The sequence below is a fragment of the Candidatus Thermoplasmatota archaeon genome (genome assembly GCA_035541015.1).
Taxonomy (GTDB): Archaea; Thermoplasmatota; SW-10-69-26; order JACQPN01; family JAIVGT01; genus DATLFM01.
Genome location: DATLFM010000042.1, coordinates 1 through 26,056, shown reverse-complemented (window position 1 = coordinate 26,056; position 26,056 = coordinate 1). Strand labels below are relative to the sequence as shown.

29 protein-coding genes are annotated in these 26,056 nt (G+C 69.8%); 18 read left to right on the top strand and 11 right to left on the bottom strand.

All coding sequences use genetic code 11. The features are described from left to right. Positions 1–128 precede the first annotated feature (128 nt). Together VM681_04155 and VM681_04150 are read left to right on the top strand one after the other, a co-directional pair. On the top strand, positions 129–563 hold the full coding sequence (locus VM681_04155; protein ID HVL87190.1) for a hypothetical protein: 435 nt from the start codon (positions 129–131) through the stop codon (positions 561–563). 64 nt (positions 564–627) lie between these two features. Continuing rightward, on the top strand, positions 628–1,554 hold the full coding sequence (locus VM681_04150; protein HVL87189.1) for a TlpA disulfide reductase family protein: 927 nt from the start codon (positions 628–630) through the stop codon (positions 1,552–1,554). 80 nt (positions 1,555–1,634) lie between these two features. Here VM681_04150 and VM681_04145 read toward each other — a convergent pair whose 3' ends face one another. Next, complete coding sequence (locus VM681_04145; protein HVL87188.1) at positions 1,635–2,297, bottom strand: ACT domain-containing protein; 663 nt, start codon at positions 2,295–2,297, stop codon at positions 1,635–1,637. A gap of 142 nt (positions 2,298–2,439) precedes the next feature. On the opposite strand from VM681_04145, the gene argC reads away from it, so the two are divergent. The 7 genes from argC to VM681_04110 are packed head-to-tail and all read left to right on the top strand — an operon-like array spanning position 2,440 to position 10,709. Beyond that, on the top strand, positions 2,440–3,471 hold the full coding sequence (gene argC / locus VM681_04140) for an N-acetyl-gamma-glutamyl-phosphate reductase (protein ID HVL87187.1): 1,032 nt from the start codon (positions 2,440–2,442) through the stop codon (positions 3,469–3,471). Further along, positions 3,468–4,700, top strand: a complete 1,233-nt coding sequence (gene argJ / locus VM681_04135; protein HVL87186.1) for a bifunctional ornithine acetyltransferase/N-acetylglutamate synthase — start codon at positions 3,468–3,470, stop codon at positions 4,698–4,700. The genes argC and argJ overlap by 4 nt, the downstream gene beginning before the upstream one ends. 11 nt (positions 4,701–4,711) lie before the next feature. Next, the gene (gene argB, locus VM681_04130) at positions 4,712–5,533 is read left to right on the top strand and encodes an acetylglutamate kinase (GenBank protein HVL87185.1); all 822 of its coding nucleotides are present in this window, start codon (positions 4,712–4,714) and stop codon (positions 5,531–5,533) included. Positions 5,534–5,540: 7 nt separating this feature from the next. Beyond that, positions 5,541–6,740 carry an acetylornithine transaminase gene (locus VM681_04125; protein HVL87184.1) on the top strand — a complete coding sequence of 400 codons (1,200 nt, stop codon included), beginning with the start codon at positions 5,541–5,543 and terminating at the stop codon, positions 6,738–6,740. Then, positions 6,737–8,014, top strand: a complete 1,278-nt coding sequence (locus VM681_04120) for an argininosuccinate synthase (GenBank protein HVL87183.1) — start codon at positions 6,737–6,739, stop codon at positions 8,012–8,014. The genes VM681_04125 and VM681_04120 overlap by 4 nt, the downstream gene beginning before the upstream one ends. Then, positions 7,980–9,419 carry an argininosuccinate lyase gene (gene argH, locus VM681_04115; protein HVL87182.1) on the top strand — a complete coding sequence of 480 codons (1,440 nt, stop codon included), beginning with the start codon at positions 7,980–7,982 and terminating at the stop codon, positions 9,417–9,419. The genes VM681_04120 and argH overlap by 35 nt, the downstream gene beginning before the upstream one ends. Positions 9,420–9,452: 33 nt before the next feature. Continuing rightward, the gene (locus VM681_04110; GenBank protein ID HVL87181.1) at positions 9,453–10,709 is read left to right on the top strand and encodes a peptidylprolyl isomerase; all 1,257 of its coding nucleotides are present in this window, start codon (positions 9,453–9,455) and stop codon (positions 10,707–10,709) included. Between the two features lie 3 nt (positions 10,710–10,712). On the opposite strand, the gene hisIE is transcribed toward VM681_04110, so the two are convergent. Genes hisIE through pyrC form a run of 8 tightly spaced genes read right to left on the bottom strand, consistent with a single transcriptional unit; the run spans position 10,713 to position 17,229 of the window. Then, on the bottom strand, positions 10,713–11,327 hold the full coding sequence (gene hisIE / locus VM681_04105; protein HVL87180.1) for a bifunctional phosphoribosyl-AMP cyclohydrolase/phosphoribosyl-ATP diphosphatase HisIE: 615 nt from the start codon (positions 11,325–11,327) through the stop codon (positions 10,713–10,715). Further along, positions 11,324–12,106 (bottom strand): imidazole glycerol phosphate synthase subunit HisF, encoded by a 783-nt coding sequence (gene hisF, locus VM681_04100; protein ID HVL87179.1) that lies wholly within the window; start codon positions 12,104–12,106, stop codon positions 11,324–11,326. The genes hisIE and hisF overlap by 4 nt, the downstream gene beginning before the upstream one ends. A 4-nt stretch (positions 12,107–12,110) precedes the next feature. Beyond that, entirely contained in the window at positions 12,111–12,665 is a 555-nt protein-coding gene (locus VM681_04095; GenBank protein ID HVL87178.1) for an imidazoleglycerol-phosphate dehydratase, read from the bottom strand. Continuing rightward, positions 12,662–13,378 carry a 1-(5-phosphoribosyl)-5-[(5-phosphoribosylamino)methylideneamino]imidazole-4-carboxamide isomerase gene (hisA, locus tag VM681_04090; protein HVL87177.1) on the bottom strand — a complete coding sequence of 239 codons (717 nt, stop codon included), beginning with the start codon at positions 13,376–13,378 and terminating at the stop codon, positions 12,662–12,664. Before hisA ends, VM681_04095 begins: the two co-directional genes overlap by 4 nt. After that, complete coding sequence (hisH, locus tag VM681_04085) at positions 13,375–13,980, bottom strand: imidazole glycerol phosphate synthase subunit HisH (GenBank protein HVL87176.1); 606 nt, start codon at positions 13,978–13,980, stop codon at positions 13,375–13,377. Before hisH ends, hisA begins: the two co-directional genes overlap by 4 nt. Then, positions 13,977–15,038 (bottom strand): aminotransferase class I/II-fold pyridoxal phosphate-dependent enzyme, encoded by a 1,062-nt coding sequence (locus VM681_04080; GenBank protein HVL87175.1) that lies wholly within the window; start codon positions 15,036–15,038, stop codon positions 13,977–13,979. The genes hisH and VM681_04080 overlap by 4 nt, the downstream gene beginning before the upstream one ends. Then, entirely contained in the window at positions 15,035–15,919 is an 885-nt protein-coding gene (gene hisG, locus VM681_04075) for an ATP phosphoribosyltransferase (protein ID HVL87174.1), read from the bottom strand. Before hisG ends, VM681_04080 begins: the two co-directional genes overlap by 4 nt. A 38-nt stretch (positions 15,920–15,957) precedes the next feature. Next, positions 15,958–17,229 carry a dihydroorotase gene (gene pyrC, locus VM681_04070; GenBank protein HVL87173.1) on the bottom strand — a complete coding sequence of 424 codons (1,272 nt, stop codon included), beginning with the start codon at positions 17,227–17,229 and terminating at the stop codon, positions 15,958–15,960. A gap of 56 nt (positions 17,230–17,285) precedes the next feature. On the opposite strand from pyrC, the gene VM681_04065 reads away from it, so the two are divergent. The 6 genes from VM681_04065 to VM681_04040 all read left to right on the top strand — a co-directional run bounded on the left by VM681_04065 (position 17,286) and on the right by VM681_04040 (position 23,358). Next, positions 17,286–18,374, top strand: coding sequence for a polyprenyl synthetase family protein (locus VM681_04065; protein HVL87172.1), 1,089 nt, complete (start codon positions 17,286–17,288; stop codon positions 18,372–18,374). 66 nt (positions 18,375–18,440) lie between these two features. Beyond that, positions 18,441–19,877 carry a M14 family zinc carboxypeptidase gene (locus tag VM681_04060; GenBank protein ID HVL87171.1) on the top strand — a complete coding sequence of 479 codons (1,437 nt, stop codon included), beginning with the start codon at positions 18,441–18,443 and terminating at the stop codon, positions 19,875–19,877. A gap of 87 nt (positions 19,878–19,964) precedes the next feature. Continuing rightward, positions 19,965–20,699, top strand: coding sequence for a helix-turn-helix domain-containing protein (locus VM681_04055; protein HVL87170.1), 735 nt, complete (start codon positions 19,965–19,967; stop codon positions 20,697–20,699). Between the two features lie 14 nt (positions 20,700–20,713). Next, positions 20,714–21,775 carry a hydroxymethylglutaryl-CoA synthase gene (locus tag VM681_04050; GenBank protein HVL87169.1) on the top strand — a complete coding sequence of 354 codons (1,062 nt, stop codon included), beginning with the start codon at positions 20,714–20,716 and terminating at the stop codon, positions 21,773–21,775. A gap of 11 nt (positions 21,776–21,786) precedes the next feature. Then, complete coding sequence (locus VM681_04045) at positions 21,787–22,959, top strand: thiolase domain-containing protein (GenBank protein HVL87168.1); 1,173 nt, start codon at positions 21,787–21,789, stop codon at positions 22,957–22,959. Beyond that, complete coding sequence (locus VM681_04040) at positions 22,960–23,358, top strand: Zn-ribbon domain-containing OB-fold protein (protein ID HVL87167.1); 399 nt, start codon at positions 22,960–22,962, stop codon at positions 23,356–23,358. 32 nt (positions 23,359–23,390) lie between these two features. Here VM681_04040 and VM681_04035 read toward each other — a convergent pair whose 3' ends face one another. Continuing rightward, a complete protein-coding gene (locus VM681_04035; protein HVL87166.1) occupies positions 23,391–23,822 on the bottom strand; it encodes a hypothetical protein in 432 nt (143 codons plus the stop codon). A 111-nt stretch (positions 23,823–23,933) separates the two neighbouring features. Next, entirely contained in the window at positions 23,934–24,266 is a 333-nt protein-coding gene (locus VM681_04030) for an HNH endonuclease signature motif containing protein (GenBank protein ID HVL87165.1), read from the bottom strand. Between the two features lie 107 nt (positions 24,267–24,373). Between VM681_04030 and VM681_04025 the strand changes: the two genes are divergently transcribed. The 3 genes from VM681_04025 to VM681_04015 form a co-directional block, all read left to right on the top strand. Beyond that, positions 24,374–25,249, top strand: coding sequence for an aldo/keto reductase (locus VM681_04025; protein HVL87164.1), 876 nt, complete (start codon positions 24,374–24,376; stop codon positions 25,247–25,249). Positions 25,250–25,284: 35 nt separating this feature from the next. After that, positions 25,285–25,878 (top strand): NAD(P)-binding domain-containing protein, encoded by a 594-nt coding sequence (locus VM681_04020; GenBank protein HVL87163.1) that lies wholly within the window; start codon positions 25,285–25,287, stop codon positions 25,876–25,878. A gap of 41 nt (positions 25,879–25,919) precedes the next feature. Continuing rightward, on the top strand, positions 25,920–26,056 hold a 137-nt coding region (locus VM681_04015), incomplete at its 3' end, for a peptide-methionine (S)-S-oxide reductase (protein HVL87162.1).

The window sequence follows — 26,056 nt, the reverse complement described above, 5'->3', positions numbered from 1 at the left end:
CGGCGCAAGCTGCAGAAGTTCCTTTGGCAACAACGTTCCAACCCCCGACGCCTCCCTCGGTCTTGATGCCCCGGTATTTGCAACTTTGGGGTTGACGGCTTTAAAGCTCAAAACGGGCATGGCCCCCCATGCGTTCGCGCGTCGCCCTGCTCGCCCCCCTCGTGCTCGTCCTGGCCGGCTGCGCGGCGCAGGAGCCCGTTCACCCCGACCTCTCGCGCGCACCCGCGGGAACGCCCGGCAAGCCGCTCGTGGCGTACATGAGCGAGGGCACGCACGGACGCGGAAGCGGCGTGTACCTGTACGTGAACGCGAGCGATCCGGGTCCCGCGCCGGCTACGTGCGTGGCCTACCGCGCGAACGCAACGAAGACGGGCTACACCTGCCGCGTCGACGGACCCACGCCGTACGTGGGCGACCGCGGGACCGTGCCGTGGACGATTCGCGCCTTCTGGGACGACTACGCGCCCGGCGCCACCTCCGTCTTCGCCTACGACGCCCAGAACCGGCCCGTGGCGTGGTGGCGCGGAGCGACGGAGACGTGGGCGGGCTACATCACGGAATGACCGCTGCACGCGCCGCATCGCCAAAAACTAGATAAGCGCGCAGTCCGACCCGGCGGCCGGGACCATGCAGCCTCGAAGCTTCGCCCTCGCGCTTGCCCTCGCCATGGGCCTCGCCTCCGTCCTCGCCCTTTCGATCCCGTCGTCGGAGGAGGCGCAATTCCACGGCTACGAGGAAGTCGCCCCGCCCGCGCGCCCGGTCATCGAGGCGGCCGACGACACGCTCTTCGAGCAGCGCTACGCGCCCCACCCCGCCGCAATCCTGATGCCGGTCACCTTCGAGGGGGACTTCGAGGTGGCGCGCGACTACGCCTTCCTCGAAATCTTCCTGCAATACGACGGCATCCTCGTCGCCGGCCGAGCGTTCCAATTCCGCGTCACCGACCCGAACGGCCAGACGGTCGTGGACTTCGACGCCTCGGGCGCCACGGCGATGGGCGACAGCGGCATGTGGGCCGTCCACGCGCTTCGCAACCCGCCGCTTGGAACCTACGCCGTCGAGGTCACGATCTCGGCCCCCGTCACGGTCGCCCTCAAGGCAAAGGGCGTCACGGGAATCGCGGCCGACTTCGCGCTCGAAGACGCGCTGAGCAAGGGCACCTTCGAAATGGCCAAGCAGCGTGGGAAGGTCGTCCTCGTCGACCTGTTTGCGACCTGGTGCGGCCCTTGCAAGGAGAGCATGCCCATGCTCGCGTCGCTGTACGGCGACTACGCGCGCGCCGACTTCGAGATCGTAAGCGTGGACGTCGACACGGAGGAGACGCAGGACGACGTGCGCGCGTTCATGGAGCAAAACGGCGGCACGTGGTACGCGGGCCTCGACGACGGCGCCCCGTGGCGCGGGACGGTCTACCGCTCGTACGGCAACGGCGGCGGCGTGCCAACGCTCGTCCTCATCGACCCGCACGGCGTCCTCTACTTCCGCCACTCGGGATCCGACATCACGGCCGCGGAGCTTCGCGCGCTCGTCGACGAAGGGCTCGCGCGCAGGTGAGCCGGCTCGGGTGCGATTTACTGCGCATATGCGCAGTAAAAGAGCTCGGCGCCCCGCGCGACCCGCTGGCCGGCCACGCCTCACCGCCCCACCGTCATCCGGTTGAGCACGTCGAAGGCCTTCACCATGTCCGTCTCCTCGATGACGAACATGGTGTCCTTGTAGCAGGAGATGACCTCGAGGAAGTTGATGCCGCGCGAGGCAAGCGCGGAGGAGAGGTAGGCGAGGATGCCGGGGACCTCCTCGATCACGTCGGGCGAGGTGACGACGAGCTCGACGAGGCCGTTCTCGCGCTTGATGAGGTCCTGCTTCCCGACGATGCCTTCGATCTCGTCGGCGATGGCGCCGTCGGTGATGAGCGTGACGGATTCGCTGCCCTGGATGACGTGCAGCGCGAAGCTGCGGCCGCGCAGGGCGTTCATCGTCTTCTCGAGCTTGGCGAAGATCTCCCAGTCGGGCCGCGCGGTGATGATGCTCACCTTCGTGCGCATCTCGATCTTGCTTCGCCGCAGCACGCGCAGGATCTGCTCCTCGTTGATCTTCTCGGACGGGTCGAGCTCGTAGCGGCGGCAGGCGACGAGCGCGGCCTCCTCGCTCTGGATGCCCGTGTCGTCCATGATGAGGCGCGCAAGCGCGGAGAGGTTGATCACGCGAAGCTTCATGCAGTCCTTGACCGACGGGTGGCCGTCGATCCAGTCGCGCACGAGCTTGGCCGCGGAATGCTCGACCTGGCGCCGCGGCACGTCAGACGACCTCCAGAAGGTCCACCCGAAGCACGGGAAGCGATGGCCGGTCACGTATGTCTAATTTTCGACGCTTGCGCCCGATCCCGACCCCTTCTCGCCGTCCCCTTGATAAGCAGCGCTTATGAATCTTATGTAGTCCATGAACCGAAAAGCGGTCGTTGGAATCGCCGGCGCCACGGGGTACACGGGAAGCGAGCTCCTGCGGCTCCTCCTTGCCCACCCGAGCGTCGAGATCGGCGCGGTCACGAGCAACAGCAGCGCCGGCAAGGCCGTCGCGCAGGAGCTTCCGGCCTTCGCCGGACGCACGAGCCTCCGGTTTTCTCCCACCGCGCCCGAGTCGTTTGCGTCCTGCGACGTCGTCGTCTCGTGCCTTCCCCACGGCGCAAGCGGCGAAACCATCGCCAAGATCCACGCCGCCTACCCTGCCATCCGCTTCGTGGACGTCTCCGCCGACTTCCGGTTGGACGCCTCCGCGTACAAGACGTGGTACGGCCACGACCACCCCGCGCCCGCGCTCCTGCCGCACGCCGTCTACGGTCTCCCGGAGTTCGCGGCCGAAGCCATCGCCAAGGCGAAGATCGTGGCCAACCCCGGCTGCTACCCGACGGGGGCGCTCCTCGCGCTCGTCCCGCTGGCGCGCCTTGGCCTCGTGCGCGGCCCCTTCGTCGTGGATTCGAAAAGCGGCACGAGCGGGGCCGGCAAGGAGCCCTCGAAGGGCACGCACTTCGTCGAGGTCAACGAGTCGTTGCATCCTTACAACGTGGGCCGGCACCGGCACGCCCCCGAGATCGAGGCTCGCCTCAGCCTCTTTGCCGGATCGCCGGCCCGCGTGGCCTTCACGCCACACCTTGTTCCCATGAACCGCGGCATCCTCACGACCGCGTACGCGACCCCCGCGCCGGGCGTCACGGCCGAGGAGCTGCGCGCGGCCTACGACAAGTCCTACGCGGACTCGCCGTTTGTCGTGCGCGTCGACGAGGTGGACGTGAAGAACGTGCGCGCGAGCAACGCCGCGCACGTGAACGCGTGGCTCTCGGGCGGCTTTGCCGTGGCGGCAAGCGCCATCGACAACCTCGTGAAGGGCGCAAGCGGCCAGGCCGTGCAGAACCTGAACCTCATGCTCGGATTGCCCGAGGCGACCGGCCTTCCCACGATCGGGGTGACGCCGTGACGGCAAAGCCCCAGATCCTCCCGGGCGGCATCGAGGACGTCCCCGGATTCCGCGCGATCGGCGTCCACGCGGGCCTTCGGAAGGCGCGGAAGGACATGGCGCTCATCGCGAGCGAGCCGGAGGCCTCGGCCGCCGGCGTGTTCACGACGAACAAGGTGAAGGCCGCGCCGCTTCTCGTGACGCGCTCGCACCTGCGCTCCGGCCGCGCCAAGGCCGTCGTCGTCAACAGCGCCTGCGCCAACGCGTGCACGGGCGAACAGGGCCTCTCCGACGCGCGCGAGATGACGCGGCTCGTGGGCGCGCACCTCGGGGTTCCCGCCTCGCGGGTGCTCGTCGCGAGCACGGGCGTCATCGGCAAGCGCCTGCCCATGGAGAAGGTGCGCCGCGGCGTGAAGAGCCTCGCCAAGAACCTCGACAAGGCCGCGCCGGGCAACGCGAGCGCCCGGGAGGCCATCCTCACGACGGACACGAAGGCGAAGTCCGTCCTCGTGCGCTTTGCGGCCGGCGGCCGCACGTGCGTCGTGGGCGGCATCGCCAAGGGAAGCGGCATGATCCACCCCAACATGGCGACGATGCTCGCGTTCCTCGGAACGGACGCGGCCGTGGCGCCCGCGGATCTCAAGGCGGCCCTCAAGCGCGCCGTCGACGCGACCTTCAACATGATCACGGTGGACGGCGACTCGAGCACGAACGACATGGTGCTGCTTCTTGCCAACGGCGCTACGGCCTCGCGGCCGCTTGCGCCCGGCACGGCCGACTTTGCGGCGTTTGAAGAGGCGCTTTCGCTCGCTTGCCGCGAGCTTGCCAAGCAGATCGCGCGAGACGGCGAAGGGGCCACGACGCTCGTCGAGGTCTCCGTGTCGGGCGCGCGCTCGCCCTCCGACGCGCGCCGCGCGGCCAAGGCGATCGCGGCCAGCAACCTCGTGAAGGCCGCCGTCTACGGGCGCGACCCGAACTGGGGGCGCATCCTTTGCGCGATCGGCTACTCGGGCGCGCGCATGGATCCCGCCAAGGTCGACCTCGTGCTGAAGAACGGAGTCGGCGCCGTGAAGATCGTCGAGCGCGGCGTGGGCCGCAAGATCCACAAGACGTCGCTTTTGCGCCAGATCCTGGCAAGCGAGCACGTCCAGATCCGCGCCGACCTCCACGACGGCGACGCGCAGGCCACCGCGTGGGGATGCGACCTCACCTACGACTACGTGAAGATCAACGCGCACTACACGACCTAGGGGGAAGGGGATTGGCAGCGACGCTTCTGCAGGAACCGGGGTTGGAGCGGTACCGGGGACAGTTCGTGGTTCTGAAGTTCGGAGGCCACGCCACGGCGCTGGACGCTTTCGCGCGCGATCTTGCCCGGCTGTCGGCTGCCGGCGCGCTTCCGGTCGTCGTGCACGGCGGCGGTCCCCAGATCGACGAGATGGCCAAGCGCCTGGGGCTCTCCTCCCGCTTCGAGGGCGGGCTTCGCGTGACCGACGAGGCCATGCTCGAGGTCGTGCAGATGGTGCTCGCACGCGTGGGCACGTCCATCGTGTCGGCGCTCGAGCGCGCCGGCGTCGAGGCCCTCTCGCTCTCGGGCCAGGACGCGCGCGCGCTCACGGCGACGCGCAAGACGCAGCCGGACCTCGGCCTCGTGGGGACCGACGTGCGCGTGAACGCCGTGCCGCTTGCGCTCCTTGCCGAGAACGGCATCGTGCCCGTCGTGGCCCCCGTCGCAAGCGACGGCCGGGGGGGCGCCCTCAACGTGAACGCCGACGAGGCCGCCGGCGCGATCGCCGGGGGCCTTTCCGCCGCCGCGCTGCTGCTTCTCTCGAACGTGGAGGGCGTGCTCGTCGACGGCAAGCCTCAGGCGAGCCTCCCGCCGTCGAGGGCCCGCGCGCTTCTGTCGGACGGGCGCGCGACCGCGGGCATGATCCCCAAGATCGAAAGCGCGCTTGCCGCCGCCGAGCAGGGCGTCGAGCTCGTCCGCATCGGCAGCCTCGCGGAACCGGGCGCTCCGGGCGCCACGCTGGAGGCGCTCCTGTCGCCCGCGTCCCAGGCCGGCACGCGCGTCGGGGGTGCCTGACGTGCGCATGCAGCGTCAGATCACCTTCGACTACCGGCACTTCTGGGACCAGGTCATGGTTCCCAACTACGCGACGCCGGCCGTCACGCTTGCCCGCGGCTTGGGCTGCGAGGTGTGGGACACGGAGGGGAAGCGGTACCTCGATTTCATCGGCGGGCTTGCCGTCCTTTCGCTGGGCCACGCGCACCCGCGGCTCACGCAGGCCATCGCCAAGCAGGCCGCGCTCCTGGGCCACGTGAGCAACCTCTACGGGAACCTGCCCGCGCTGCGCCTGGCCGGCCGGCTCACGGCGCTGTCGGGCCTCGACCGGGCGCTCTTCCTCAACAGCGGGGCCGAGGCCAACGAGGCGGCCATCAAGCTCGCCCGGAAGTGGGGCACGGGCCGCGGCGTCATCGGCGGCGAGATCGTGGCCGCCGAGAACGGCTTCCACGGCCGCACGCTCGGGGCGCTTGCCGCCACCGGCCAGCCGAAGTACCATCGCAACTTCGAGCCCCTGCCGCCGGGCTTCCGCCACGTTCCGTACAACGACCTCCACGCGCTCGAGGCCGCGCTTACGCCGCGCACGGTCGCGGTCATGCTGGAGCCCATCCAGGGCGAAGGCGGCGTCGTTCCCGCCGACGTGGAGTACCTGAAGGCCGTGCGCGAGCTGTGCACGGAGAAGAACGTCCTCCTCATCCTCGACGAGGTGCAGACGGGCGTCGGACGCACGGGCGCCATGTTCGCCTTCGAGAAGTACGGCGTGAAGCCGGACATCCTCACGCTTGCCAAGGGCCTCGGCGGGGGCTTCCCCATCGCGGCGCTTTTGGCCCGCGAGCCCGTCGCCCGCGCGTTTGCGCCGGGCGACCACGGGTGCACCTTCGGCGGGAATCCGCTTGCCGCGGCCGCCGCCCTTGCCGTTCTCGACGCGCTCGAGGAGGAGTCGCTTCTTGCAAACGCGGCCGAGCGCGGTCGCGAGCTTGCCCGCGCCATCCACCAGAAGTGCGCAAAGCACGTCGACGAGGTGCGGGGCGAGGGCCTGCTTCTCGGGGTCGTGCTGAAGTCCCCCGTCGCGCGCAAGGCGAAGGAGGAGGCCGAGAAGCGGGGTCTTCTCGTGAACGCCGTGGGCGACCAGGTGATCCGCCTTGCGCCGCCACTCATCCTCTCCGCCGCGCAGGTGGAGGAGGGCGTTTCCATTCTCAAGGACGCATTGGGAGCCGCAAAGCCATGAAGGCCCGGACGAACGGAACGAAGAGGATTGTGCTCGCCTACAGCGGGGGCCTCGACACGTCGGTCGCCATCCGCTGGCTCCAGGAGACGAAGGGCTACGAGGTCGTGACGCTCACGATCGATCTCGGGCAGCCGCTCGACGGACTGCAGGACGCGCTCACGCGCGCGCAGGCGATCGGCGCCGTGAAGACGGAGGTCGTCGACGCCAAGGCCGAGTTTGCCAACGACTACCTCGCGCCGGCGCTCAAGGCAAACCTCCTCTACCAGGGCGTGTACCCCCTTGCCACGGCCCTCGGCCGGCCGCTCATCGCCAAGCACCTCGTGCAGGTGGCAAACGCCGTCGGCGCCGAGGCGATCGCCCACGGCTGCACGGCCAAGGGCAACGACCAGGTGCGCTTCGACGTCGCCACGAAGACGCTCGATCCCACGCTGGAAGTCGTGGCGCCCATGCGCGAGTGGCTCTACACGCGCGAGGAAGCCGTCGCGTGGGCCCGCGAGCGCAACGTGCCGCTGCCCGACATCAGCCGCAAGAAGACCTACAGCACGGACGAGAACCTCTGGGGGCGAAGCGTCGAGAGCGGCGACATCGAGGACATCTCCCTTCCCGCCAACGAGGCGGCCTTCCTCTGGACGGCCGATCCCCGCACGGCGCCCAACGAGCCAGAGCGCGTCACGATCGGGTTCGAGAAAGGCCTTCCGGTCTCGCTGAACGGCGCGAAGCTGCCGTTTGTCGAGATCATCCAGAAGCTCCACGCCCTCGCCGGCCGGCACGGCGTCGGGCGCATCGACCACGTCGAAGACCGGCTCGTGGGCATCAAGAGCCACGAGATCTACGAGGCCCCCGCCGCGGCCGTCCTCCTGAAGGCCCACCGCGACCTCGAGGCCGTGACGCTCACGAAGGACGTGCTCCTGTTCAAGCCGCAGCTCGAGCAGAAGCTCGCCGAGCTCACGTACAACGGACACTGGTTCTCGCCCCTGGCCGATGCGCTTCGCGCCTTCGTGGACGCCACGCAGGAGACCGTGACGGGCGAGGTGACGCTCTCCCTGTACAAGGGGAACGTCACGAGCGCGGGCCGCGCGAGCCCCTACTCGCTGTACAAGACGGACCTTGCCACCTACGGCCGAGGCGACGCGTTCAACCACGCCGCCGCGACGGGCTTCATCGAGCTGTGGGGATTGCCCCTTCAGGTGGCGGCGGCCGTCAAGCAGAAAGCGGCGAAGACCCTTCCCGAGTCCGCGCATGAAGAAGGCCTGGTCCGGAAGGTTCGCCGGTAGGACCGCGCGCGAGGTGGAGGAGTTCACGAGCTCCTTCCCGCTCGACGGCGCGCTCCTTCCCTACGACGTGCTGGGCAGCCTCGCCCACGCGCGCATGCTCGTCCGCGCCCGGCTGCTCGCGCCGTCGGACGCGCGCGCCATCGAGCGGGGGCTCCGGGAGATCCACCGGGCCTCGCAGCGCGGCGAGCTTTCCCTCGATCCGGCGGACGAGGACGTGCACATGGGCGTGGAGCGCCTGCTCGTGAAGCTCGTGGGCGAGCCCGGCAAGCGTCTGCACACCGCGCGCTCGCGCAACGACCAGGTCGCGACCGACCTTCGCCTCTGGGCCAGGGAAGCCGCGCTTTCCGCGGCCGACGACGCCCTTGCCCTCCACGACGTCCTCGCGCGCCTGGGCCGCCGCCACGCCGACCGCGCGCTCCCGGGCTACACGCACCTCCAGCGGGCGCAACCGGTCACGCTCGGGCACCACTTGCTCGCGCACGCGGCGCGCCTTCGGCGCGACGTCGCGCGCTTTGTCGCCGTCTTCGACGCGTGCAACCGGAGCCCGCTTGGCGCGGGGGCGCTCGCCGGGACGAGCCTTCCCATCGACCGCGCCTACGCGGCTCGGCTCCTGGGCTTCGACGGGCTCGTCGAGAACTCGCTGGACGCCGTATCGGATCGCGACTTCCTGGCCGGCCTCTGCTACGCAAGCGCGCTCCATGCGACCCACCTTTCCTCGCTCGCCGAGGAGATCGTCCTTTGGACGAGCGCCGAGTTCGCGTTCCTCGAGCTCTCCGACGAGGTCGCCACCGGATCGAGCCTCATGCCCCAGAAGAAGAACCCCGACGTCGCCGAGCTTGCGCGCGCGAAGGCGGCTCTGGCCACGGGCGACCTCGCGGCCGTCCTCTCCGTCCTAAAGGCCCTTCCGCTTGCGTACAATCGCGACCTCCAGGCGATGAAGGAGCCGGTCTTCCGAAGCGTGGCCGACACCCGCGCGACCGCCCGCGTCCTTGCCACGGCGCTCTCCTCCTGCCGCTTCGACGTCGGCCGCATGCGCCAGGCGGCGGAGGACCCCCTGCTTGCGGCGACGGACCTCGCCGAGGAGCTCGTGCGCGCGGGCGTTCCCTTCCGCGAGGCACACGAAACCGTCGGGCGCCTGGTCCGCCTTTGCGTCGACTCGGCCCGGTCGCCCCGCGACCTGCCGAAGGCGGAGCTTCGGCGGCTCCATCCCGCATTGACCCCCGCGCTTGTGGCCTCGCTGGACGCCGCCGCGCTCATCCGGCGTCACCGCAGCTTCGGTGGGCCCGGAACGACCCGGCGCGGGCTCGCCGCCGCGCGGGCCGGACGGGCCGCGCTTGCGAGCGACGTGCGCCGCCGATGGGCGAAGGTCGCTTCCGCGCGACGGCGCCTGCTGGGCAAACCTTAAGGGACGCCGAGCGCTGGCCCTCAAACGAACATCATGCGGCTTGCGCTCGTGGCGGTCTGCGCGCTCTTGGTTTCCGGTTGCCTGGGAGGAAAGCCGCCGGGAGGCGGCGGCCCCGACGGCCCCTCGGACGGCCGCGTGCAACCGATGCCCGCCGGCGACTACCGAGCCGTCCTCGAGACGTCACTTGGCAACTTCACGATCGAGCTTTGGGAAGACCGGGCGCCGCTTGCCGTGGCGAACTTCCTCCAGTACGCCGAGGACGGCCACTACACGAGCACCGTCTTCCACCGCATCGTCCGCGGCTTTGTCGTCCAGGGCGGGGGCTTTGCGGCCCCCTTCCGTGGGAACGCGATGCCCAAGCCCACGCACGGGCCCATCCCGCTGGAGATCCCCTCCGGCAACGCCCACGAGATCGGCACGGTCGGGATGGCCCGCACGAACGATCCCGACAGCGGAACGAGCCAATGGTTCGTGAACACTGCGCGCAACTCCGGGCTCGACGCCGGGTACACGGTCTTCGGCCGCGTGGTCGAAGGGATGGAGACGGTGCAGCGGATCGAGAGCGTGGCCGTGGATCCCGAGACCGAGGCTCCGCTCGAGGACGTCGTGATCCGCCGCGTGCTCGTTCAGGTCCCCTCGGGCGCCGGCGCGCCGCAGCTTCTGGCGTACGCGCCCTCGTACGGGGTGGCGCGCGGCGGCAACCTGACGATCCCGTTGTTCCTCAAGAACGTGGGTCCCACCCGCATGACGGCGCAGCTCTCCGCGACGGCGCCCGCGGGCGCAACGGTCGAGTTTCCCGTCCCCGCGCGTCCGCTCTCGGCCGGGCAGGCGCAGGTCGTGATCGCTTCCGTCCAGGCCGGCCCGGGATTCGAGGGGGGAACCGTCGAGTTCCGTGCGGCGTCGGGAGACCGATCGTCCGCGACGTCGGTGCCGGTTGCCGCGCTCAACGTCTCGGGCCCCGCCGCCGGCGCGGAGCGCCCGTACGTTTCCGTGCACTATCTCGGGCTGTACGACAACGGGGTCGTCTTCGACACCACGGCGACCGGCTTGGCGCAGCGCGGCTTCCCGGTCGCAAGCCGCTTCCAGGAGCACGCGGACCCGCTTCGGGTGTACGTCGGCGACGGGCGCTCCCCGAACGCCCAGTACACGAACGTCATCCCGGGCTTTGCCAACGGCGCGGTCGGGCTGCGGCAGGGCGAAACGCGGACCGTCCGCCTCACGCCCGAGGAAGGCTACCGCGACGGGAACTTCCGCGTCTTCGAGATCCGCGTGGCAAGCCTCGACGGCTGAAGTTCACGGCTGCGGCGGACGACGGCGGCGGGCAAGCTCCGCCTCCACGTCCGCGGGCCGGACGCCCAACGCCGCCATGGCCACGAGCGCGTGGTAGAAGAGGTCGGCGAACTCGCGGACGGCCGCGTCGCGGTCGCCCACCTTCGCGGCCATGACGACCTCCGCGGCCTCCTCCGCCACCTTCTTCAAGCGCAGGTTCTCGTCAGCGAGCAGCCGCGCCGTGTAGGACGCCTCGGGGCGCGCCTGGCGCCGGGACTCGATGGTGCGCCAGAGGGCGGCCAGAAACGGCGCGGTCGCCTCGCCCCGCACGGCGTTGTGGAAGCACGACGCCTGTCCCGTGTGGCAGGCGACGCCCGTCTGGTGAACCTGCGCCAGAAAGGCGTCGCCGTCGCAGTCGAGCACGAGCGCGTGCAGCCGCTGGACGTTCCCCGACTCCTCGCCCTTTCGCCACAGCCGCCCGCGCGAGCGCGACCAGTAGTGCATCTCGCCGGTCGCAAGCGTCCGGTCGAGCGCCTCTTGGTTCGTCCACGCGAGCATGAGCGTCTGGCCCGAGGTGGCGTCCTGCACGATCACCGGAAGGAGCCCCTGCACGCCCGACGCAAAGCGAGGCTCGGTCATGCAAGGCCCGCCTCCCGGACGGGGACGCCCGCCTCCGCGAGCGCGCGCTTCACGTCGCCGACCGTGAACTTCCCGTAGTGGAACACGCTTGCAGCCAGCGCCGCGTCGGCCTCGCCCTCGCGCAGCGCCTCCACCATGTGGCGGGGGTTCCCGGCGCCTCCCGAAGCGACGATCGGGACGCCCGCGGCGCGGGAGACGGCGCGCGTAAGCGCAAGGTCGTAGCCGTCCTCCGTTCCGTCGGCGTCCATGCTCGTGAGGAGGATCTCGCCCCCGCCAAGCTCCGCCGCGCGGCGCGCCCAGGCGACGGCGTCAAGGCCGGTGGGGCGCGTGCCGCCGTGGGTGTGCACGCTCCAGGCCGGCGACGAGCCCGCGTTGCCCTCCCGTTTCGCGTCGATCGCCACGACGACGCACTGCGCGCCGTACTCGCGGGACGCGTCCGTGATGAGCGCGGGATTGCGCACGGCGGCCGTGTTCATGGCGACCTTGTCGGCACCGGCGTTGAGCACGCGATGCACGTCTTCCATGGTCGCCACGCCGCCTCCCACCGTGAGGGGGACGAACAAGTTTTCGGCCGTCTGCCGAACGACGTCGAGGAGCGTGGCGCGCCCCTCCTGGCTCGCCGAGACGTCGAGGAAGACGATCTCGTCGGCGCCCTGGCGCTCGTAGGCGACGGCCATGGCCACCGGATCGCCGACCGCCTCAAGATCGCGGAAGCGCACGCCCTTCACGACGCGCCCGTCCTTCACGTCCAGGCAGGGAATCACGCGCTTGCGAAGCATCGGCTCAGCGCTTCCGGCGGCGCGCGCGGGTCGTCTCGACTTCGCCTTTCGTGCTAAGGACGCTCTCGCGCGGAGAGAGCGCCTGTGCAAGCGCAAGGCCCAGCGCCTTGAAGGCGGCCTCCGTCACGTGGTGGTCGTCGTGGCCGCGCAGGACGTCCACGTGCAGCGTGAGGCGCGCCTCGAACGCAAAGCTGCGGAAGAAGTGCGTGTAGAGGCGCTCGGGAAGCTCGCCGGCGAAGAACGGGCGGTCGACGACGTCGACGGCCACGCGCACGAGCGCGTCGTCCATGGGAACGTACGCAAACCCCGTCCGGCGGACGCGGTTCACGTCGATCTCGCCGCGCAGCGCTTGGCCAAGCGTGATGGCGACGTCCTCGATCGTGTGGTGCCGAAGGTCCCCGCGCGCCTCCACGGCAAGCCTGAAGCCGCCCCACGCGGCAAACGCCTCCAGCATGTGGGACAAGAAGGGATCGGGGACGCGCACGCGGGCCGGACCGGCGCCGCGGGCAAGCTCCACGCGGATCTGCGTCTCCTTGGTGCCGCGCACGACCTCCGTCATTCGGAGAGCTCCGCAAGCGCGCTCTTGAAGTCGATGCGTCCGGTGTAGAGGGCCATGCCGATGACCGCGCCTTCGACGCCGATCTCCTTGAGCATGAGAAGCTCGTCCACGCTGGAGATGCCACCGGCCACGAGCACGGGCGTCTTGTCCACGGCCTCCACGAGGCTCTTCACGAGCATCTCGTTGATGCCCGTGAGCTTGCCCTCGCTTGCGACGTCGGTGAAGAAAATGGCGCCAAGGCCCAGCTTGTCCACCTTGCGGACGTAGTCGGTGACGGCGATGCCCGTGCGCTCGGTCCATCCTTTGACGAGGATCTCGCCGCCGCGCGCGTCGATGGCGATCACGATGCGCTTGCCGTGCTTTGCGACCATGGCCTTCAGCCAGTCGTGGTCGAGGATGGCCTTCGTGCCCACGAGCACGCGCGAGGCGCCCGCGGCCAGAAGCTCCTCCACGCGCTCGGTCGAGCGCACGCCGCCGCCCACCTGCACGGGCACGCCGGCCAAGCGCACGATCTCGGAGACGACCCGCGCGTTGCTGCCCGTGCCAAAGGCCGCGTCGAGGTCGATGACGTGCAGCATGGAGGCGCCCGCGCGCACCCAGCGTTCGGCCTGCCCGTGGGCGTCGTCGATGGTGACCCGTGGCTGGTGAGGATCGCCGCCCACGAGCTGGACGAGGCGACCGTCCTTGAGGTCGATCGAAGGGATGAGCATCATGAGGATTCCCGCGCAAGCTCGAGGAAGTTCTCGATCATCCGTAGCCCCGTCCGCGAGCTCTTTTCCGGGTGGAATTGCACGCCGTACGCATTACGCTTTCGCACGGCCGCGCAGAACGTCGATCCGTACTCGGCCGTCGCGATCGTCACGTCCTCGCGCGGGACGGGCGCGAAGCTGTTCACAAAGTACACCTGCGGCGCCGGCGGAAGCTCCTCGAACAGCGGATCCTTGCGGACGGCAAGGTCGTTCCATCCGATCTGGGGAAGCCGGCGCGCGGGCAGGCGGCGGACGGGCCCCGCGAGCACGCCAAGGCCCGGCACGCCGGGCGACTCCTCGCTGTCGTCGAACAGAAGCTGCATGCCAAGGCAGATGCCAAGGAGAGGGCGGCCGGCCTCGATCCACGCGCGGAGGGGCTCGCGCGCGCGGGCGACCCGCGCCGCGGCCGGGCCGAAGGCGCCCACGCCCGGGAGGACCACGGCGTCGAAGCGGGAGAGATCGCCCGCCGGCGATGCGAACGCGACGCGCACGCCGGCGTTCTCGAGGGCCCTGCGCACGCTGTGGAGGTTGCCCACGCCGTAGTCGGCCAGGAGCACGCGCGTCATGCGAGATCCGCGAGCGTTCGTTCGACGGCCGACAGGAACCGCTCGCCCACGTCCCGCGGCGGCACGGTTGCGCGCACGAAGCCCGCCAGCGCGCCCGAGCGGAACCGGCGGACGGCGAAGCCCTGCGCGGCAAGCCCCTCGTCGAGACGGTCGGCGGGCACCGGCGGACGAAGGAGGAGGAAGTTCGTCTGGCTCGGGAAGACGGTGAACCCGAGCGCCGCGAGCCGTTCCGACAGGAACGCGCGCTCGCTGCGGACGCGGGCGACGACGCTTCGAAGGTACGTCGGATCGCGAAGCGACTCGACGGCGGCAAGCTCGCTGAACGCGTTGAGCTTGAAGGGCCCGCGGACCTTCTCGATCTCGCGCACGATCGAGGGGTGGCCGATCCCATAGCCGATCCGCAGCCCCGCGAGGCCGTGGGCCTTGGAGAACGTGCGAACGACGAGCACGTTTTCGCGCGCCATCGCCTCCTTCACGAGGCTGTCGCCGAGGAACTCCACGTAGGCCTCGTCGAGGACGACAAGGCCCGAAAGCGCGTCGAGGAGCCGTAGCACGGTCTCCCGCGGGAAGGCGTGGCCGGTGGGGTTGTTGGGCCGGCAGAGGATCGCGACCCTGGCGCCGCTTTCGGAGAACGCCGTCTCGTCGAGGGCAAACGACGGCGCGGGACCGAGCGGGACGTCGAGCGGCTCGGCGGCGTTGGCTCGCGCAAACACCGGGATCATCTCGAAGCTCGGTGGGTGCCACGCGACCTTCCCGCCCGGATCGGCAAACGCGCGGATGGTCGCGTCGAGCAGATCGTTGGACCCGTTGCCCGTCACGACGCACGCCGGATCCACTCCCTCCGCGTCGGCGACGGCCTGGCTAAGGTCGGACGACTGCAGCGAAGGGTAGCCCTGGAGATCGCGCGGGTCGACGCAGCGCAGCGCGCGCGCGATCGCCGGGTTCGGCTCGAAGAGGTTCGTGTTGGCGGAGAGATCAAACGGCAGGGACGTCTGCTCCTCGTAGGGAGAAAGCGCCCGCACGCTCGCACGAGCCGTCGCGCGCGGATCGCGCCTCATCCGACAAGCCTCGTCACGGGCACGACGAGGATGCCCTCGGCGCCCAGGGCCTTGAGGTCGTTCACGACGCGGTACAGCGCGGTCTCGTCCACGACCGCGTGCGCGGCGACCATGTCGTCGCGACTTCCGAGCTCCACGATCGTGGGGCCGCTGATGCCGGGCAGCACCTTCGCGACCTGCCGCACCTTGCGGCGGGGCACGTTGGCCATGACGTAACGCTTGCCGCGCGCGGCCACCACGCTTTGCAGCGCCCAGGCGAGCTCCCGCACCTGCCGGCCCAGGCGGCGGTCCCCGAGCGCCTCGCGGTTGGCGACGAGCCGCGCGGTCGATTCGAGCACCGTGGCGACGGGACGCAGACGGTTGATCGCAAGCGTGCTCCCCGTGGCCGTAAGATCCACCACGAGATCGGCCACGCCCACCTGCGGCGTGATCTCCGTCGCGCCGGAGACCTCGACCACGCGCACGCGCTTTCTTGCCTTGCGGAAGAACTGGGCGGTGAGGCGCGGGAAGCTCGTGGCCACGCGCGCGCCGGCGGGCACGTCGCGCAGCGAGCGCACGCGCGAGGACTCGGGCGCGGCGACCACGAGCTTGCAGTGGCCAAAGCCGAGGTCCAGAAGCTCGGTCGTCGCCTTGCCGCTCTCGCGAAGGATGTCAAAGCCCGTGACGCCCGCGTGCGCGACGCCGTCGTGCACGTACTCGGGGATGTCCTGCGCGCGCACGAACAGGAACGCGAACTGGCCGTTGAGCGCGGTCGCAAAGAGCCGCCGCTCGCCCACCGCGTCGTCCATGACGACGCCGGCCTGCGCAAAGGTCTCGAGCGTCTTCTCGGAGAGGCGGCCCTTGTTGGGAACGGCGATCTTGACCGCACCGGCCGGGGGCATCGAAACGCCATGCCCACGGCGGGCATAAAGGACTCGGCTCAGCCCCGCCGCACTTCCCGTCCCCATCCGGCCTTTCCGACGAAGCGGCCGTCCTCCACGACCTGCCGCCCGCGCGAGAAGACGTGCGTCGGGAAGACGGCCGAGAAGCCCTCGAAGGGGGACCAGCCGCACTTGCTCGAAAGCCTGCGCGCCTCGACGGTCGCCACGGTCTTCGGGTCGTACACGACAAGGTCCGCGTCGCGGCCCGGCTCGATCCGACCCTTGCGCGCAAGCCCGAACCGATCCGCCGGGCGCTCGCAGGCGGCGGCCACGAGCGACCGCAGCGGCAGGACCCCTGCGGCCACGCGCGCCATGAGAAGCGGCACCATGGTCTCCACGCCGGGCACGCCGGCTTCCACGCGCGACAGGACGCCGCGCTTCTCGGAGGGCAGGTGGGGCGCGTGGTCGCTCGCCAGGATGGCCTTCCCCGCCGACAGCGTGCGCCACAGGAAGGCGCGGTCCGTCGAGGGGCGAAGCGGAGGATTGCACTTGAGGCGCACGTCGCGCGCCAGGTCCTTCTCGGTGAGGAGGAGGTGGTGCGGCGTCACCTCGAAGCTCGCTCGGCTGGACACGAGGATGCGCGCGGCCGCCTGCGTCGTCACGTGCGCCACGTGCGCAAGCCCCGTTCGCACGAAGGGCAGAAGCCGACGCACGGCTTCGAGCTCGCAGCGGGCCGGGCGCAGGCGCGCGTGGGACTCGGGGCCGTCCACGACGACCCGGCGCGAAGCCTCCTCGATGCAGCCGGCGTCCTCGGCGTGGAACGACACGGGCACGCGGTTGCGCGTGGCATCGGCAAACAGATGGGAAAGGCTCTCCGGAGCGACGCGGAGCCCCCCCGTGGTGGGGCCAAGGTACGCCTTGTACGCGATGGGTCGCGAGCCAAGCGTAAGCGCCCCGTCCTCTCGCGGAGCGGCGTACAGCCCGAAGTCGACGGCCGCCTTGCGCCGCGCGATCGCAAGCTTCCGCGCGAAGGCGTGGCGGGTCACGACCGGCGGGTCCGTGTTGGGCATGTCAAGGACGGTCGTCACGCCGCCTTGCGCCGCCGCGCGCGTGCCCGAGGCGAAGTCCTCCTTGCGCGTGGCGCCCGGGTCGCGGAAGTGCACGTGCGCGTCGATGGCGCCCGGCAGGATCATGCCGTCGAGGAAGACGAGCTCCCGGTCGGCCGGGACGCTGCGGGCGCCCACGCGCACGATGCGGCCGTCGTCGATGCCGATCGTGACGGTCGAAAGCCGCCCGCCCACCCACGCGCGCCCGGTGATCGCAAGGTCCATGGCAAGGGCGGCAGGCGGTCGGAAACGATTATGCTTGCCCATCCCCTCCCGGCGGCGTGGCCGGCGAAGGGGCACCCCGCACCACGAGCCTCGCGGAGGTCCTGACGACCCACGCGAAGCTCGTCAACGCCGAGATCGAGCGCCTGCTCCTGGAGGCGGATCCCCGCCGACGCGGGTTTGGCGACGAGATGGCGCGCTACCTCCGCTTCGGCGGCGAGCGCATCCGCCCGAGCTTTGCCGTCTTTGCCCCCATGAAGCACGTCGTCGAGGCCGGGGGCAAGCGCGTCCGCCCCACGCTGTGCCTCCTTGCCTGCGAGGCCGTGGGCGGCCGCGTCGAGCGCGCGCTCCCCGTGGCCGTGGGCATCGAGTTCCTGCACGCCTTCACGCTTGTCCACGACGACGTCATGGACAACGCCCTCGTCCGCCGCACGAAGCCCACCGTGGGCGCCATCTGGGGCGACGCGGTGGCGATCACGGCCGGCGACGGCCTCTTCGCGCTTGCCCTCAAGGCCATGCTCCTTTCGAAGGACCGCGGCGTTCCGCTACCGACCGTCGTCCGCGTCGCCGGCATGGCCGTCGACACGAGCCTGCTTCTGGCGCAGGGCCAGATGATGGACCTCCTCTTCGCGCGCTCGGCGGATGTCTCCATCGACGAGTACATGGAGATGATCCGGCTCAAGACGGGCGTCCTTCTCGAGTTCAGCCTCCGCGCGGGGGCGCTTGTCGGCGGCGCCGACGACGCGCAGGTCGAGGCGCTTGCGCGCTTTGGCGCGCCCATCGGCATGGCGTTCCAGATCCGCGACGACGTGCTCGACGTGACGGCCGACGAGGCGAATCTCGGAAAGCCCGTCGGAGGCGACATCCGGGAGGGCAAGCGGACGCTCCTTGTCGCCCACGCCCTTGCGCACAGCCCCCGGCGCGACCGTCTCCTTGCGATCCTCGACCGCCGCGGCGAATGCACGGACGCCCAGGTCCAGGAGGCGATCGGCATCCTGCGCGACGCGGGCAGCATCGCCTACGCGCAAGGCGTCGCCCGCGACCTCCTGGCCGAGGCCAAGGAGGCGCTTGCCGAGGTGCCCAAAGGAAGCGGCACCCTCGAGCACCTCGCGCAGATCGCCGACTACATCATCGGGCGTGAACGCTAGGCTCTCGCCGGTCGCCCATCTGCAATACAACAAGCTTTATCCTTCCCGGCGTCGGGCGGGACCGTGATGCTCCAGAGGACGCTCCTTGCCGCCGCGTTGGCCGCCTTCGTGATGGTTCCCGTCGGGCACGCGTACGTTCCCGTCTCGTCGGACCTTGGCCCTGCCAAGGCGTACCCGTCCTGGCCGGTCCTCACGGCCGAGATGTCGGCGCTTGCCTCCGAGTTCAAGGACATCGCGCGCCTGCACTCGGCCGGCGTCTCCTCGAAGGGCATGGACCTCTGGTACATGGAGATCGCCGACTTCGAGAACCCGGATCGGATCCCGCTCTCCGCGCGCGAGGTCGTCTACATCGACGGCGGCACGCACGCCAACGAGTACATCGGAGTCATCTTCGTCATGCACGTGCTGCGCACCCTGCTACGCGGCTACGGATCGGACGAGACGGCCACGTGGATCGTCGAGAACCGCCACACGATCATCCTGCCGCTTGTCAACCCGGACGGTAGCGTGAACGGCGTGGGCCGCCTGAACGGCAACCTCGTCAACATCAATCGGAACTACCCCGTCGGCTGGGGCGACGTGAACGAGCTTCCCGTCGTCAACAACCCCGGCCCCCACCCGGCAAGCGAATCCGAGACGCGCGCGGTCATGGGCGTCTGGGAGCGTTACGACCCCGACTACGTCGCGAGCATCCACTGCTGCGGCAACCTCTGGCTCTACCCCTACGGCATGGAAGGCCGCGATCCCCACCCGGACGACCACGCCGTCTTCGAGCGCATCTGCGACGAGGTGCTCGCCGACGTGCGCGACTCCTGCGGCCCCATCTGGAGCACGATCTACCCCGCAAGCGGCACCACGACCGACACGGGCTACGAGCTGTTCGGGGCCAACTCGTGGGGCTTCGAGATGAGCGGCCGCGAGCGATCCGGCTTCGTCTGGGGCCCGCCCGTCTACACGACCCCCATCGAGGAGCTCGAGAAGGAATCCTGGCGCGCGATCTTCCACGCGTTCCTCAACGTCGAGAAGTACGGTGCGCACCCGGTCGCGGAGGTCGCCTCCGTCGCCAACGGCGCCCTCACGCTTGTCGTCCGCAACGACGGCTGGGGCAATCTCTCGCGCGGCGCGATCGAGGTCGTGGACCGCGCGGGCATGGTCCGCACGGCTCGCCTTCCTGCGCTTGCCGCAGGCGACGAGACGCGCGTGACGATCCAAGGCAGCTTCGGCGCAGGCGAGTTCCCGGTCCAGCTCTCGTACCAGAAGCGGCCGCTTGACGCGAAGATCGGCGTCACGAACCTCGCTCTGCTTGTGACGAGCACGGCTTCCGGCCTCTCGGCGAGCCTCGCCTCGGCCGCGGGCGGCCTTCCGCTTTCGCCCGCAAGCGTGTCCCCCGAGTCCGAGGGCGAACCCGCGAGCGCGAGCGTGCCCGGCTTCGAGGCGTTCGCGGCGCTTGCGGCCGTGGGCGTGGCCCTGCTTGCGGCGCGGCGGCGACGCCCGGGTTTTTAGGGTCATAAAACGCGGTTTACGCGTTCTGCCGAAGTGCCCTACGGCACCTCGGCAGGCTTAAATAACGCTCCCGGCATTGCGCGCCGGATGGCCCAAGCCGACGGCCGAGTGATCGCGTCCGCTCAGTCCACCCGGCTGCGCGTGGCGGAAAAGATCGCAGGAGAGATCACCCTCTCCCCCGAGCCGGGCGCCACCATCCGCAAGTGGCGCGAGACCTTTGGCCTTAGCCAAACGGACCTCGCCGCGCAGCTTGGCGTGGGCCCAAGCGTCGTCTCCGACTACGAGTCCGGCCGCCGGCGCAGCCCCGGCACCCACACGGTCCGCAAGCTCGTCGCCGCCCTTCTGTCGCACGACGAGCGGCGCGGCGGGCGCGTCGTCCGGAGCTTCCGCGTGGCCACCGAGGGCGCCGCCGACGACGCCATCCTCGACATCCGCGAGCTCTACGTGCCCGTTCCGACCGCCCGGCTGCTGGAGGCGACAGACGCCGAGGTCGTGCGCGCCGGCGAGTCGCTCGTGCGCGAGCTCAAAGGGTACACGGTCATCGATTCCATGAAGGCCATCACGGGCCTCACGAGCGCCGAATACCCGCGCATCTACGGGTGGTCGAGCGAGCGGGCGCTCATCTTCACCGGCGTGACGGCCGGCCGCTCGCCCATGGTGGCCATCCGCGTGCACCCGATGAAGCCCGCGCTCGTCGTGTTCCACGACCCGGCGCCGCGCATCGACGAGCTTGCGCTCAAGCTCGCCGACAGCGAGAACATCCCGCTCGCCGTGACGCGCATGCCGCTTGACAAGCTCATCCAGAACCTCAAGGAACTCTGAAAGGAAGTGCCCGCATGACGACGACACGAGGCATCGTAAGCTACGGCGGCTTCATCCCGCGCTACCGCATCAAGTCCGAGGAGATCGCGCGCGTCTGGGGCGAGGAGCCCACGACGATCACGAAGGGCTTGGGCGTCCTCGAGAAGAGCGTGCCCTCGCCCGACGAGGACACGATCACGCTCTCGGTCGAGGCCTCGCGCATCGCCATCCGGCGCGGCGAGATCGAGCCCACGAAGATCGGCGCGATCTTCGTCGGGAGCGAGAGCCACCCGTACGCGGTGAAGCCCTCCGCCACGGTCCTTTGCGAGGCCCTCGGAGCCTCGCCGTACCTTACGGCCGGCGACTTCGAGTTCGCCTGCAAGGCCGGCACGGTGGGTCTCCAGTCGGCGCTTGGCATGGTGGGCTCGGGCATGATCGAGTACGGGCTGGCCGTCGGCGCGGACACGAGCCAAGGCGCGCCCGGCGACGCGCTTGAATACTCGGCCTCGGCGGGCGCGGCCGCCTTCGTGCTCGGCACGAAGCGTGTCGTCGCCGCGATCAACGACACGTGCTCGTTTACGACCGACACGCCCGACTTCTGGCGCCGCGAGGGGCAGAAGTACCCCACGCACGCGCAGCGCTTCACGGGCGAGCCCGCGTACTTCCGCCACGTGCTCTCGGCCGCCGCGCGCCTCATGGAGCGCCAAGCGACGAAGCCCGGCGACTACCGCTACGCCGTGCTCCACCAGCCCAACGGAAAGTTCCCCACCCGCGCGGCCAAGAAGCTCGGCTTCAAGGACGAGCAGTTCAAGACGGGCCTTCTTACGCCGATCATCGGCAACACGTATTCGGGCTCGGCCATGCTGGGCCTCTGCGCCGTGCTCGACGAGGCGGCCCCGGGCGACCGCATCTTCATGTGCGCCTACGGCTCGGGCGCCGGCGCCGACGCCTTCGACATCACCGTCACGCCGGAGATCGCAAACCTCCGGCGCGAGGGCACGCCGAGCATGCGCGACCTCATCGCGCGCAAGGAGTACGTCGACTACGCCGTGTACGCGAAGTTCCGCGGCAAGATCCATCGGGGGGCCATCGGCTAGGAGGGAGTGACATGCGAGACGTTGCGATCCTCGGAGTGGGAGTCACGAAGTTCGGCGAGCTGTGGGAACGGAGCTTCCGCCAGCTCATCACGGAGGCGGGCCTTGCCGCCGTCAAGGACGCGAAGATCCCCGGCGACAAGATCGAGGCCATGTACGTGGGCTCCATGAGCGCCGGCCGCCTCATCGGCCAGGAGCACATCGGGCCGCTTGTCGTCGACGAGGCGGGCCTTGCCGCCACGAACATCCCCGCCACGCGCATCGAGGCCGCCGACGCCTCGGGCGGCGTGGCGCTGCGCCAGGCCTACATGGCCATCGCCTCGGGCGCGCACGACGTCGTCGTCGTGGGCGGCGTCGAGAAGATGATGGACGTGATCGACCAGGAGGCGACAAACACGCTTGCGACCGTCGCCGACCAGGAGTGGGAGGCGTTCTTTGGCGCCACGTTCCCCTCGCTGTACGCCATGATGGCCCGCTCGCACATGCAGGCCTACGGCACCACGCGCGAGCAATTGGCCGCCGTCGCCGTGAAGAACCACGAGCACGGCAGCATGAACCCCGTCGCGGCCTACGGCAACAAGATCACCGTCGACACGGTGCTCTCCTCGCCCATGGTCGCCGACCCGCTGCGGCTGTTCGACTCGGCGAGCACGGGCGACGGCGCGGCCGCGCTTGTCCTCACGAGCGTCGACGTCGCGCGCCGGCACAACGACGGGCGCCCCATCGTCAAGATCGCAGGCTCGGGCCAGGCAAGCGACACGTTTGCGCTGCACGACCGCGCAAGCTTCACCGAGCTTGCCGCCACGAAGGTCGCCGCCGCGCGCGCCTACAAGCAGGCGGGAAAGACCGCGCGCGACATCCAAGTCGCCGAGGTGCACGACAGCTTCACGATCGGCGAGATCCTCGCGATCGAGGACCTCGGATTCTTCAAGAAAGGCGAAGGCGGCCCGGCCACGGAGAAGGGCCGCACGACCGTGAAGGGCGAGAAGCCCGTCAACACGAGCGGAGGCTTGAAGGCCCGCGGGCACCCGCCGGGCGCCACGGGCATCGCGCAGGCGGCCGAGATCGTCTGGCAATTGCGCGGCGAGTGCGGCGCTCGACAGGTTCCAAACGCGCGCGTCGGCCTTGCGCACAACGTCGGAGGATCCGGCGGAACGGCGGTCGTTCATGTGTTGGAGGCGATCTAGATGCAAGCCGCGAAATTCTGGCGCAGCATCCCCCAGCGCTACCAGCTGCAAGGCGTCTCGTGCGGCAACTGCGGCGAGGCCATCTTCCCCGCGCGAAGCCTCTGCCCCAAATGCCGGCACCTGTCCGTGGGCAAGATGAAGGCCCTCCAGCTCGCGGGCGAAGGCACGGTGGAGACGTACTCCATCGTGCACACGCCCCCCGCCGGCTTCGAGCTCCAAGCGCCCTACGTCATCGCCATCGTGAAGCTCAAGGAAGGCCCGCGGCTCACGACGCAGATCGTGGACGTTCCGACGGAGAAGGTCAAGGTCGGGATGAAGGTCAAGATGGTGTTCCGGCGCATCAACCAGGACGGCGAGGCCGGCGTGCTGCACTACGGGTACAAGTTTGCGCCGGCGTGAGGGCGGGCCCTCGCGAGCCGTGCCGCGCCCGCCTACAGCATCTTCAGGAACCGCGCGTCCTCGTCGTAGGCACCGTCGAAGTATTCCTGGGCCATTTTCTGCAGCGTGGATTCGTCGGTCACGCCCTGGACGCGGTACTCGGACACCGTGACGGCTCGCGTGCGGTTGCCCTCGGGCACGTAGGTGATCGTCATCCAGGAGCCCTTGAGCGGCCCGTCCAGGATCTCGATGATCTGCGAGTAGGGCGGGCGGAAAAGGATGCGCCACGTGTGGCCGACCTTGGTGCCGTCGGGCATGCGGGTGACGACGTCCAAGCGCGTCGAGCCGTCGGCTTGCGGGATGCCCTTGTGGCTTACCACGTTCGGGTGGATCTCCGCCAATCGCTCGCCGTGGGCCTCGATGAGGCGCCAGACCTTCTGCACCGGGCCGTCGAACACGCCGTCGTCGCTGTAGTAACGTACCAAGCTTCTTCCCCCGGACCGGCATGGCGCCGGCGGTCCTTAACGGGGGCACTCCCTAGCCGGCCACGCGTAGCATCGGGCGGCGTGGCCGTGACTTGAACGCGTGTCGCTCGCCTAGCTGCCTCCGGCCGAACCCGGGCGCTCGTCGGCGCCCGTCCACACCCCCGCGAACACCCACACCGGGAACACCCGGCTCGCCTTGCGGTTGTTGCACTCCTTGTGCGCCGCCTGGAGGTTCGCAAGGACGTCCGTGCCGCCGTGGCTTTTGGGCAGGATGTGGTCGATCGAGGCGTCGTTTGCCGAGGTGATGGGCAGGTGGCAGATGCCGCAGGTCCAGCGTTGGCGTTCGAGGAGGAACAGGCGTCGAGGGATCGCAAACCATCGTGGGCAGGGCTTCCCGACGCCGTGGATGCCTTCGCAGGCGTCGCAGAGGGTTGCGGGCGTCAAGCGGGAAACGTTCTGCGCGGCCGGCCATTTAGCGGTTCTTCCAAGGATGATCCGAAGCTTTTGAAGTCCAAAACGCCAAGCCATGCCAAGGCTTTGTCCCCCGCGCCGTGCCCGTTCCCCATTTCGTCGTTGAAGGCGTGAGCGTCCCGGCGCTCATCTACGGCACCGCCTGGAAGGAGGAACGCACGAAGGCCCTCGTTCTCCAAGCGCTCGAAGCCGGTTTCCGCGGCATCGACACGGCCAACCAGCGGCGCCATTACTTCGAGGCGGCCGTGGGCGAAGCCGTCCAGGAGGCCGTGCGGGAAGGCCGCGTGACGCGCGATGCGGTTTTCCTCCAGACGAAGTTCACGTACGTCACGAGCCAGGACCATCGCCTTCCCTACGATCCCCGTGCGGCGCCTGCAAAGCAGGTCGAGCAATCGATCGAAAGCTCGCTTGCGCACCTTGGCGTCGAGCAGCTGGATGCCTACCTCCTGCACGGGCCTTCGGTGCGCCACGGAGTGTCCGATCTCGATTGGCAGACGTGGCGCGCGATGGAGGACGCGCAGCGCGCAGGAAAGACCCGGCTGCTTGGAGTCTCGAACGTCACCGCCGCCCAGCTTGCGGAGCTTTGGGAGAAGGCCTCGGTGCGCCCGAAGCTCGTTCAGAACCGCACGTTCGTGTGGCCGCAAGCCGACGGCGCGGTGCGGCGTTTCTGCCGCGAGCACGGCCTTGCGTACGAGGGCTTCTCGCTGCTCACGGCGATCCCGCGCGTCGTGCAAGACCCGCGCGTTCGCGAGGTCGCGCGGCGCGTCGGAAAGACGCCCGAGCAGGTGGTCCTTCGCCATTGCCTTGAGGCGGGCATGGTCTTGCTCACCGGAACGACATCGCGGCGGCACATGGAGGAGGATCTTGCCATCGTGGATTTCGAGCTCTCGGCGGAGGACGCCGCCCTCCTGCGGGCGCTCACCGGCGGGCCCCAAGACCTGTCCCCCAACCGCTAAGCCGCGCGTGTCCGAAGGAGGCGCGGGTCAAGGTCATGGCAAAGCCCAAGGTCGGCATGATCGGCGAGGGCAACGTGGGCACCGCGCTTGCGGAGGGCTTGCGGCGAGCGGGCTACGAGGTCGAGACGACCGGCCGCGACGAGCGGCGCGTGCGCGAGGTCGCCTCGCGGGCGGACGTCATCGTGCTGGCCGTTCCTTTCGGCGAGCGGGAGAACGCGATCCGCTTCATGGGCGCCGACGCCCTCCGCGGCAAGATCCTCGTCGATCCCACGAACGCCCTCACGCCCGAGTACGATTTCGCCGTCGAGGTGAAGAAGCAAAGCGGCGCCGAGCAGCTGCAAAACAAGGCGCCCGAGGCCAAAGTCGTGAAGGCGTTCAACACGGTGTTCGCCGACCGCATGCGCGAAGGCAAGGTGAACGGGGAGCCCTTGTCCGTCCTGGCCGCCGGCGACGACGAGGAGGCGAAGGACCAGGTCCTCAAGATGGCCGGTGCGCTTGGCTTCGAGAGCGTCGACGCAGGACCGCTGCAGAACGCCCGCTGGCTGGAGGCCATGGGTTACCTCAACATCAAGCTCGGGTACGACCAGGAGCTTGGGACCGAGATCGGCTTCCGCCTCGTGCGCGTCTAGGGGCGCGGCAGGTTCATCCCACGGCCGCGCCATGGCCTTGCATGGCCCGCGAAACGGCGACCCTGGGCGGCGGCTGCTTCTGGTGCCTCGAAGCCGTCTTCCGCGAGATCGAGGGCGTGGAGCGCGTCGTGTCCGGCTACGCGGGCGGCGACGTCCCGAACCCGACGTACGAGGACGT

Bases quoted from the DNA above. Each gene is read 5' to 3' on its own strand.
- VM681_04155 (HVL87190.1), top strand. From the start codon at position 129: ATGCGTTCGCGCGTCGCCCTGCTCGCCCCCCTCGTGCTCGTCCTGGCC.
- VM681_04150 (HVL87189.1), top strand. From the start codon at position 628: ATGCAGCCTCGAAGCTTCGCCCTCGCGCTTGCCCTCGCCATGGGCCTC.
- argC (HVL87187.1), top strand. From the start codon at position 2,440: ATGAACCGAAAAGCGGTCGTTGGAATCGCCGGCGCCACGGGGTACACG.
- VM681_04125 (HVL87184.1), top strand. From the start codon at position 5,541: ATGCAGCGTCAGATCACCTTCGACTACCGGCACTTCTGGGACCAGGTC.
- VM681_04120 (HVL87183.1), top strand. From the start codon at position 6,737: ATGAAGGCCCGGACGAACGGAACGAAGAGGATTGTGCTCGCCTACAGC.
- argH (HVL87182.1), top strand. From the start codon at position 7,980: ATGAAGAAGGCCTGGTCCGGAAGGTTCGCCGGTAGGACCGCGCGCGAG.
- VM681_04110 (HVL87181.1), top strand. From the start codon at position 9,453: ATGCGGCTTGCGCTCGTGGCGGTCTGCGCGCTCTTGGTTTCCGGTTGC.
- hisIE (HVL87180.1), bottom strand. From the start codon at position 11,327: ATGACCGAGCCTCGCTTTGCGTCGGGCGTGCAGGGGCTCCTTCCGGTG.
- hisF (HVL87179.1), bottom strand. From the start codon at position 12,106: ATGCTTCGCAAGCGCGTGATTCCCTGCCTGGACGTGAAGGACGGGCGC.
- VM681_04095 (HVL87178.1), bottom strand. From the start codon at position 12,665: ATGACGGAGGTCGTGCGCGGCACCAAGGAGACGCAGATCCGCGTGGAG.
- hisA (HVL87177.1), bottom strand. From the start codon at position 13,378: ATGATGCTCATCCCTTCGATCGACCTCAAGGACGGTCGCCTCGTCCAG.
- hisH (HVL87176.1), bottom strand. From the start codon at position 13,980: ATGACGCGCGTGCTCCTGGCCGACTACGGCGTGGGCAACCTCCACAGC.
- VM681_04080 (HVL87175.1), bottom strand. From the start codon at position 15,038: ATGAGGCGCGATCCGCGCGCGACGGCTCGTGCGAGCGTGCGGGCGCTT.
- hisG (HVL87174.1), bottom strand. From the start codon at position 15,919: ATGCCCCCGGCCGGTGCGGTCAAGATCGCCGTTCCCAACAAGGGCCGC.
- pyrC (HVL87173.1), bottom strand. From the start codon at position 17,229: ATGGACCTTGCGATCACCGGGCGCGCGTGGGTGGGCGGGCGGCTTTCG.
- VM681_04060 (HVL87171.1), top strand. From the start codon at position 18,441: ATGCTCCAGAGGACGCTCCTTGCCGCCGCGTTGGCCGCCTTCGTGATG.
- VM681_04055 (HVL87170.1), top strand. From the start codon at position 19,965: ATGGCCCAAGCCGACGGCCGAGTGATCGCGTCCGCTCAGTCCACCCGG.
- VM681_04050 (HVL87169.1), top strand. From the start codon at position 20,714: ATGACGACGACACGAGGCATCGTAAGCTACGGCGGCTTCATCCCGCGC.
- VM681_04045 (HVL87168.1), top strand. From the start codon at position 21,787: ATGCGAGACGTTGCGATCCTCGGAGTGGGAGTCACGAAGTTCGGCGAG.
- VM681_04040 (HVL87167.1), top strand. From the start codon at position 22,960: ATGCAAGCCGCGAAATTCTGGCGCAGCATCCCCCAGCGCTACCAGCTG.
- VM681_04020 (HVL87163.1), top strand. From the start codon at position 25,285: ATGGCAAAGCCCAAGGTCGGCATGATCGGCGAGGGCAACGTGGGCACC.